At 37.2% G+C, this 6,704-nt stretch carries 6 protein-coding genes; 5 read left to right on the forward strand and 1 reads right to left on the reverse strand.

Annotation, left to right across the window (positions count from 1 at the left end; genetic code table 11):
• Positions 1-14 precede the first annotated feature (14 nt).
• Positions 15-2,372, reverse strand: a complete 2,358-nt coding sequence (locus tag JIV24_RS18295) for a type IA DNA topoisomerase (RefSeq protein ID WP_200466526.1) — start codon at positions 2,370-2,372, stop codon at positions 15-17.
• Positions 2,373-2,678: 306 nt separating this feature from the next.
• Here JIV24_RS18295 and JIV24_RS18300 point away from each other — a divergent pair, with 306 nt between their 5' ends.
• From JIV24_RS18300 to JIV24_RS18320, 5 genes are all read left to right on the forward strand, one after another.
• On the forward strand, positions 2,679-2,870 hold the full coding sequence (locus JIV24_RS18300; RefSeq protein ID WP_143303294.1) for a cold-shock protein: 192 nt from the start codon (positions 2,679-2,681) through the stop codon (positions 2,868-2,870).
• Between the two features lie 153 nt (positions 2,871-3,023).
• A complete protein-coding gene (locus tag JIV24_RS18305; protein ID WP_200466527.1) occupies positions 3,024-4,325 on the forward strand; it encodes a M18 family aminopeptidase in 1,302 nt (433 codons plus the stop codon).
• 146 nt (positions 4,326-4,471) lie between these two features.
• A complete protein-coding gene (locus JIV24_RS18310; RefSeq protein ID WP_200466528.1) occupies positions 4,472-5,020 on the forward strand; it encodes a DUF4136 domain-containing protein in 549 nt (182 codons plus the stop codon).
• Positions 5,021-5,121: 101 nt separating this feature from the next.
• Positions 5,122-5,823, forward strand: coding sequence for a YkgJ family cysteine cluster protein (locus tag JIV24_RS18315; protein WP_200466529.1), 702 nt, complete (start codon positions 5,122-5,124; stop codon positions 5,821-5,823).
• Between the two features lie 19 nt (positions 5,824-5,842).
• On the forward strand, positions 5,843-6,601 hold the full coding sequence (locus tag JIV24_RS18320; RefSeq protein ID WP_200466530.1) for a hypothetical protein: 759 nt from the start codon (positions 5,843-5,845) through the stop codon (positions 6,599-6,601).
• Positions 6,602-6,704 lie beyond the last annotated feature (103 nt).

The raw sequence follows: 6,704 nt of genomic DNA on the forward strand, positions 1-6,704 counted from the left end.
AATGATGCGACTACTTATTCCGTACTTAACTGTCCATCACCATTCAGAATAATACGACCATTAAACGTCTCATTATTGGATGGATTTACAAACCCTTTAATAAGCGGTGTTTTTTGCTTTAGAACTAACACCTCAATTTGCTTCTCGCTTAGTTTTTTACCCATAAACTCAAATGGAATTCGTAATCGACAACCATTTTTAAAGTTATTACAACCATAAGCTGACTTCCCCTTAACAACAGTTCCCTGTTTACAAAGTGGGCAGGTCCATACGGCAGCTTCCGCTTTTTCAAGCCTTAGCTTAAATGCGTCATCAAACTTAACAATACCATCAACTTTGGCATCCCCTTCGTTAAAGCCTTTTATTTTTCCTGTCTGCTTTTTTAAAATGAGTTGTTCAATTTGTTTATCACTCATCTTTTTTCCCATAAACTCAAATGGGATAAGTGTTTTGCAACCATCTTTATATTTCGAACACCCCCAGGCCGACTTTCCTTTAAGCATAATACCCTCAGCACAGTTTGGGCATATTAGTTCTTTTGGTTTAGCTTCTTTGGGTTTCTTTTCCGTCTTTTTCGGCTTCTCATCCTCATTTACGATTTCAATTTTCTTTTCGCTTCTATCATGCTTCACATGAAATACAATATCAGATACCATTTGCTTGAGTTCGTTCATAAACTCACCAGCATCATATTGTCCCTTTTCAATTTCTCGCAACTTCTTTTCCCAAATACCGGTTAATTCGGCCGATTTCAACAATTCATTTTGAATCGTATCAATCAATTGAGTTCCGGTTACTGTCGGATGTAAATTTTTACGAACCTTTGTGATGTATTTACGCCGTGTAATTGTTTCAATAATCGCTGCCCTGGTTGATGGCCGGCCAATACCATTTTCTTTCATGGCATCGCGTAATTCCTCATCATCAACCTGCTTACCTGCAGTTTCCATAGCACGTAAAAGTGTCGCTTCGGTGTATGGCTTGGGCGGCTGTGTTTCTTTCTCGATTAGTAAGGGCTCATGTGGTCCTTTTTCTCCAACAGTAAATTCAGGCATGATATCGTCCTGCTTCTTCTCAGCTTCCTTACCATCCATAAATACGGAGCGCCACCCCGGCTCTAACAACTGTTTACCTGTCGCTTTAAACTCAACACCATTTATATCACCTAAAACCTGTGTATTAGAGATGACAGCATCGGGGTAAAATGCTGCAATAAAACGACGTGCCACTAATTCGTAAACCAGTTTTTCATCGCGACTCATATTATTGGCATGCACACCTGTTGGTATAATGGCGTGGTGATCGGTTACTTTTTTATCGTCAAATACCTTTTTCGACTTTTTTAACTTAGCCTTTAACAAAGCTTCTGTCAAATGGTGGTGGTCTTTCATACCCTTTAAAATCCCAGGTACTTTAGGGTAAATATCATCACTCAAAAAGGTGGTATCAACACGCGGATAGGTGGTTAATTTCTTTTCATAAAGCGACTGAATGGTTTTCAAAGTCTCTTCAGCTGAGAAACCAAACTTTTTATTGCATTCAACCTGTAAAGATGTGAGGTCAAATAAACGTGGTGGTGCTTCTTTCCCTTTCTTACGTGAAAAATCTTTTACCTCAAACTCAGTATTCTTAATTGTTTCCAGGTTCGAATCACCTTCCTCTTTTTTAGCAAATCGACCTTTTGTAGCTGAGAAAACAACATCTTTATACTTTGTTTTTAGTTCCCAAAAAGGTTCCGCCTTAAAGTTATCAATCGACTTTTGTCGCTCAACTATCAAAGATAAAGTGGGCGTTTGAACACGACCGATAGATAACACCTGTCCTTGCTGACCATATTTTAGTGTATAAAGTCGCGTGGCATTAATACCCAATAACCAATCGCCAATAGCGCGCGAGGAACCTGCTGCATATAAATTGTTAAATTCATCATTAGAACGGAGCTTCTCAAAACCTTCACGGATCGCCTCTTCTGTTAATGAAGAAATCCAAAGCCTTTTAATAGGGCATTTGGTACCCGCTTTGTGCAATACCCAGCGTTGAATTAATTCTCCCTCCTGTCCGGCATCACCACAATTAACAACCTCTTCGGCCGTTTGCACCAGTTTCTCTATTGTTTTAAACTGCTTTTCGATACCTGAATCACTAATTAATTTAATACCAAATCGAGAAGGTATCATCGGCAACCAGCCCATACTCCACCTTTTCCATTCAGGCAAATACTCATGAGGTTCTTTTAAAGTACATAAATGACCAAAGGTCCAGGTTACCTGATAGTTGTTGCCTTCATAATAGCCGTCACGTCGCGATTTTGCACCCACTATTTGTGCAATTTCATTGGCAACACTTGGTTTCTCGGCTATACAAACTATCATAGGTTATATACTTAGATGATTAGAAATTAATAGCGAATATACTATTTCCTAAAAAAAAGCTTTTTATCAGACGAATAGAGTTATTAACAATAGTTTTTAAATCACTGACTATCAAGATACATATCTTTAATTAAATGTTATTTTACTTCAAGCAACATCAATTTTGTGTAATTTTTGCATTTTTTAAAGCAAATACTTCAAAAAAGTAGATCATATGTCAAAAATGTTCCTACATTTGTTGTGAATATTTTATTTTTAAATGGGGCTGGTAATTCCTAATATCAGTCTTTAATTAATTTTTTTACAATGAATAAAGGTACAGTAAAGTTCTTTAATGACTCTAAAGGTTATGGATTCATCAAAGACGACGAAACTAGCAAAGAGTACTTCGTACACGTAACAGGTCTTATCGACGAAATCAAAGAAAATGATGAAGTAACTTACGAGCTTCAGGAAGGCCGTAAGGGTTTAAACGCGATAAATGTAAAACTAGCATAGATTAGATTTATATTTTAAGAGATTATTAAAAGCTGTTTCACTCGAAACAGCTTTTTTTTTACTTATACCATCCGTACAGTGATCTTTCTCAGTACTTCCTTTTCTGAAAATACTTAACTTGCCTTTTTTTGACAACCAATAATTCACACAATAATGACACAAGAGATAAAACTGGCAGAAGAGTTAATTGAATTTATACATCAAAGTCCAACCGCTTTTCATGTGGTCAAAAACACAGCCGAAGAGCTTGAAGCCAATGGCTACCAATATTTAGATATTACATCTGTTTGGAACATTGAGAAAGGTGGAAAGTATTATACTACCAAAAGTGGCTCGGCACTTTTTGCATTTCAGTTAGGTAATGAAGAAATGGAGACCAGTGGTTTGAAGCTAGTAAGCGCCCACAGTGATTCACCAGGTTTTAAAATTAAGCCACAACCTGAAATGCTTGTAGACGGTAAATATTTAAAACTTAATACCGAAGTATACGGAGGCCCTATCTTAATGAGCTGGCTCGATCGACCATTATCACTTGCAGGTAGAGTTTTATTGAAAGGTGAGAATGCGCTTAATCCAAAGCATCAGCTTGTTGATTTCAGAAAACCTCTTTTAATTATACCGAGTGTGGCCATTCACCTTAATCGCAGTGTTAATGACGGCATAGAGCTAAACAAGCAGGTTGATATGCTACCACTAATGACCATTGTTAAAGATACGCTCGAAAAAGAGAACTACTTACTTAAGTTGATTGCCGAAGAATTAAATGTATCGACTGAAGATATCTTAGATTTCGATTTGTTCGTTTATGAATTTGAAAAAGGCTGTTTAGTTGGTCCTGAGCAGGAGTTTATTTCCTCGCCAAAGCTTGATGATTTAGCCATGGTTCATGCTGGCTTAAAAGCTTTGTTGGCTAATAAAAACACAAATACAACCAACTTGCTTTGTATTTTCGACAACGAGGAAGTAGGAAGTGTAACGAAGCAAGGTGCAGGCTCACCGGTGTTACGTAACATCATAGAACGCATCATGGAAAAACTTGGCAAGTCGCAGGAAGAATATCAGCGTTCAATCTATAAGTCATTTATGATTTCAGCAGATATGGCGCATTCGGTACATCCTAATCATCCAGAGAAACATGATCCGATGCTTCACCCGGTGATGAATGCTGGTCCTGTTATTAAAATACATGCTAACCAGAAGTACACAACCGATGGTGAAAGTGGCGCTATTTATGAATCAATCTGTAAACTGGCAGATGTGCCAGTTCAGAAATTCGTGAACCGCTCCGACATGGTTGGAGGCTCTACATTAGGTAATGTTTCCACAGGTAAAATTGATATCCGCACCGTTGACATTGGCAACCCAATGTTAGGCATGCACTCGGTACGTGAGCTTGGAGGAACACTAGACCACACATATGTCATGAAATCATTTGAAACATTCTACAATATGTAGAATTCAATCAGATTAAAACATTAGTTGGCAGTGCTTGTTTAAGTACTGCCATTTTTATGTCTAAATGTATTACTTTAGGACTTAATTTTGGAGAGACATTATATATTGAATTAATAATTATTGATTTTAACCTTAATCTATAGCAGATGAAAATTAAAAATTTACTATTTATATTACTGATTGCAGGAGCATTACAATCATGTAAAACTTCCACTGTCTATTCTGACTTTGACCCAAACGCCAAGTTTGATAGCTATTCAAACTTTATGGTTTTAGAATACATGAAGTCGATGCCCATAAAAAAATCATCAAAACAGTGGCTCCACAGCGCCATCAATAAACAGATGACTGCAAGGGGATACAATGAAAATAAAAGTCCGGATCTATTAGTTAAAGTGATGATCAAAACCAAAACTAAAGAAACGACATCACTTCAGCGAAACGACAATTTCTATTGGGGCAGTGATTATTATCAGTATGGATGGGGAATAAATACAGGTATTAATCGTGTAAATTACAACACCCATACAGAGGGAACGATTATTATTGACATTATTGACCGCGAGAAGAAGGAGTTAATCTGGCAGGGACGAGCTACCGGTGCTGCAAAAAACGGAAAAAAACTGACAGAGAAATCAATTGATAAACTTATAGGTAAACTATTTGCAACTTACCCTTTAGCCCCACAAAACTAAAAGATTAGACACAGAAGATATCAAAGGGTGACTGACATAATTTTGTCGGTCACCCTTTTACTTTGAATTATTGTTACATTTGTTAATACAAGAAACAAATAATGAACAAATCAGAACTCTCAGAAACAGATAAGGCTTTTTTTCAGGATGGTTTACGCCTGGCCGAAACAGCCACCACATCAGGCATTGAAGATAAAAAACTCTGGCAAGCAACACGTCAGGAGCAAGATGCCATGGAAGGCTTAATTGATGCATTATCGCAAGAAGCAAAACGTCATAATGTAACCATCGACTGTAAGAAAGGATGTAGCTGGTGCTGCCATCAACCTATTTTTGGTGTTGCGCATGAATTTCACTACTTGTGGCAGTTTATCAAGCTCAATATGAGTACTGAAGAGCAAAAGGAAGTGTTACAATCAGCTTTTGATAACTATCAGAAAAGAGGACGCTTATCGCAAGAAGAATTGGAGAGAAGTAAGTTACCATGCCCATTGCTAAAAAATGGAGCCTGTAGCGCGTATCCTGCACGACCAATGGCGTGTCGCATCTACCTATCTATGTCTGAAAAGAGTTGCCAAAACTATCATGATAATCCTGAAGATGAGAAAAATTACCCTTCTTTGCTGGAGTTTCCGCTTCGAGCCGGCCAAATGATGAATGAAGGTTTTTCAGAAGGATTAAAGAATGTTTCTCTTACTAATAATGAATACTTGATGGAGGAAGGTCTATTAATCGCGCATAATAACGGAGAAGAAACTGATAATATCGAAATAATCAATCACCCACTTTATAAGAAACACTAATACACCCTACCCCTGCCCTATGTACAACTATGAATCAAAAGAAGAGCGAAGGAAGTTTCGTATTCGAACGGTCATCATATCCGCCTTACTCATTTTAAATGTAACTGCCATTTACCTATACTACTATGTGCTGATTTTTAATGACGTTGTACCCGGTAAAGTATATGGTGAAAGCACCTTTAACGGTGGCAGATATGAAATATACACTCTAAAATACTATTACCAACATAAAGGCATTAGCTATTTTGACAAGATAGACTATGTAATGGGACAGGACTTAAACCTGGGCGACTCAATTGATTTACGAGTCTTGCGCCCTTACCCTAAAAAACACATCGTTAATAAAGTTTATCGCGATAATTCCATTAGCCATCAATACGATTGCGATGATGGTTTTATCATTAGGTACAATGCGTTTATTGAGGAATTAGAAGACTATAGTCCGGGTAGTACTGAAACACTTACAACTCCCAATGACAACAGAATTAAGCTCCAACCAAACACAGATGTATCCATTAAAAGCACGGTCGTACAAACCATTGACAACATACGCTTTAACAGAGGTTCTATCATCGATTATTATATCTTAAAAATAAAAGGCGCCTCATTAGAATTATACTCGGTATATCACTACATGAATGATTTTTCAACTGATGCTATGCCGTCTAAAGTCATTTACCACGAACTCTGCAAAAAACTTCCAGAGCTAAACATTCAGGTTTCTGCATTGCAATTGGATAACCCCAAAAAGGAAAGACTATTGGATAAGAATTGGTAAGCTATTAATAACCATTCATAAATATCATTGGAGTTACCCCATTTTTTTAAGTAAATCCAAAAGTTAGCTGAGATTCCTTTCTTTGCTTATATGCCTTGGGTTT

It is taken from the genome of Carboxylicivirga marina (assembly GCF_016612505.1).
GTDB lineage: Bacteria > Bacteroidota > Bacteroidia > Bacteroidales > Marinilabiliaceae > Carboxylicivirga > Carboxylicivirga marina.